Origin of the sequence: Pseudoalteromonas sp. SG44-1, from assembly GCF_014164315.1 — a bacterium.
In the GTDB taxonomy this organism is placed as follows: Bacteria; Pseudomonadota; Gammaproteobacteria; order Enterobacterales; family Alteromonadaceae; genus Pseudoalteromonas; species Pseudoalteromonas rhizosphaerae.
In genome coordinates this window covers 1-1,763 of the sequence record NZ_JACJEW010000155.1, presented here as the reverse complement: position 1 = coordinate 1,763, position 1,763 = coordinate 1, and the positions used below count along the sequence as shown (strand labels likewise).

The window sequence follows — 1,763 nt, the reverse complement described above, 5'->3', positions numbered from 1 at the left end:
CGAGTCTACGCATTCGTAGCAGCGGGTTTACCCCGCGACATAATTCCCCCGCAGCCCACAACGAATTATTATTTGATGATAAAGCCAATGACAGCAACGAATCGATGGAAGCCGCTATTGCAGTCTTCCGGCCCTTTACCCAACGAAAGTAGGCAAAGGTGACCCTGTTCAGTATTTACGTAAAATAAACTGGCAAGACTTAGGCAAACAAGCCGCCAGTGAAGTCAAAGCAGTTATTAAAAGCTTTAGAGATACTCTTAATGACATTTCAACCAGCTGGAAATACGACCTCCTACTGCCAGACTCGGCCATTGACGGCATGCAAGCTATGGTCAAACAGCTTGATGAAGTCACCCCGCAAATAGACCAAGGCGTAAGAAACGCCGCAAATGAAATTGGCAATCGCGTAAATAAAGCCCTCGATGAATTAGAGCCACCGAAATGGAATGATTTGAAGGAGGCTCAAAGTAAAAAATTTTCTAATTCAACCGACAAAATATACAGCTCAAATTTACTCAATAATCGCAAGATATATAAAAACGATCTTGACTTTACGTCAGAAATAGCACAAATGTTGATTCAAGTATTAAAGATAAAATTGAAGATGATAATAGCTTTAGGAATAACCCTTCGCTCCAATATTAGTATGAAAAATTTAAAAAAGAGTACTGGAAACTTAGAGCAAAAGATTTTGAGTAGGTAAATCTGTATGAATAAATATAGTGAGTTAATCAAACAACTTGATTTGAGTGAACACGAAACCTTTTGGCAAGGTTCGGCTGACTTGAAAGAAATAGCACTACTTGAACAGCTAATTTCGATAAAACTCCCGCCTTCATTAGTTGGTTTTTTAAAAGAATGTGGTGGAGGTGGGACAATCGATGCGGAGGTATCTGGTATTGAAGATAATAATGCTACTTTGAAGCGTGGAGGAACGATATTAGGTGACACACTAGATTGCAGGGAAACATTTGAATTACCCCCCCATTTAATTGTAATTTTTTATAAAGAAAATGAAATTTGTTGGTGCTTAGATTCTAATACCCAAGAAAAAGAATACCCACTGGTTAATTATAATTTATTTAAAAAACAAGTTGACGGAGTAATAGCTGATTCCTTCCTCTCATTCTTTTGTGATTATGTTGAACTTAGAACCTCGTAGAATCTATTAAAGCTAATTGAACACGCTAAGGACAGCATATGCAACCAGATATTAAAAACGTTCCACAACACCTAGGTCAGTTCCTTTACGAGCAAATAAAAGAGCCGTGGCTTGAAGCCCAACTCATTTTAAATTGCGAAGATGAAAACGTACTTGAATGCACAGCTCACTATCAAACAGCGGATGATGCAAGCGAACAACCAATTACCGTGACAGACGAGATAGTCGGTTTATTCAACACCCTATTTGATAAAGCCACCCAACACCAACCCGAAAACTGGACGCGCGCTATTTTTACCATAACGCGCCAAGGCCAATTTAACCTAAACTTTGAGCGGGATAACAATAATGATGAAGTTATCACTGCACAGCAAACACATTAATTCATAACCTAGATTCAAATAAATAATTACCCGCTCTTTAACAACATGGGTGTTGTTAGGCTAGGCGCTAATACAGCCGCTGATTAGTGCCCTGCCTTTCATTTTTGCACAAGTAAATTCGAGTCTACGCATTCGTAGCAGCGGGTTTACCCCGCGACATAATTCCCCCGCAGCCCACAACGAATTATTATTTGATGATAAAGCCAATGACAGCAACG

General features: G+C 39.3%; 3 protein-coding genes. All 3 read left to right on the top strand.

The window, feature by feature from the left end:
• The first annotated feature begins 328 nt into the window (after positions 1-328).
• Genes H5187_RS23360 through H5187_RS23350 form a run of 3 tightly spaced genes read left to right on the top strand, consistent with a single transcriptional unit; the run spans position 329 to position 1,545 of the window.
• Positions 329-703 (top strand): hypothetical protein, encoded by a 375-nt coding sequence (locus H5187_RS23360; protein ID WP_182798454.1) that lies wholly within the window; start codon positions 329-331, stop codon positions 701-703.
• 6 nt (positions 704-709) lie between these two features.
• Entirely contained in the window at positions 710-1,162 is a 453-nt protein-coding gene (locus tag H5187_RS23355; protein ID WP_182768401.1) for an SMI1/KNR4 family protein, read from the top strand.
• 38 nt (positions 1,163-1,200) lie between these two features.
• Positions 1,201-1,545: an immunity protein YezG family protein gene (locus H5187_RS23350; RefSeq protein ID WP_182798453.1), complete on the top strand. Its 345-nt coding sequence runs from the start codon at positions 1,201-1,203 to the stop codon at positions 1,543-1,545.
• Positions 1,546-1,763: the final 218 nt, after the last annotated feature.

What these genes read in the sequence shown, in the direction of transcription:
- H5187_RS23350 (WP_182798453.1), top strand. Translation starts at nt 1,201, where the DNA reads ATGCAACCAGATATTAAAAACGTTCCACAACACCTAGGTCAGTTCCTT.
- H5187_RS23355 (WP_182768401.1), top strand. Translation starts at nt 710, where the DNA reads ATGAATAAATATAGTGAGTTAATCAAACAACTTGATTTGAGTGAACAC.
- H5187_RS23360 (WP_182798454.1), top strand. Translation starts at nt 329, where the DNA reads ATGGTCAAACAGCTTGATGAAGTCACCCCGCAAATAGACCAAGGCGTA.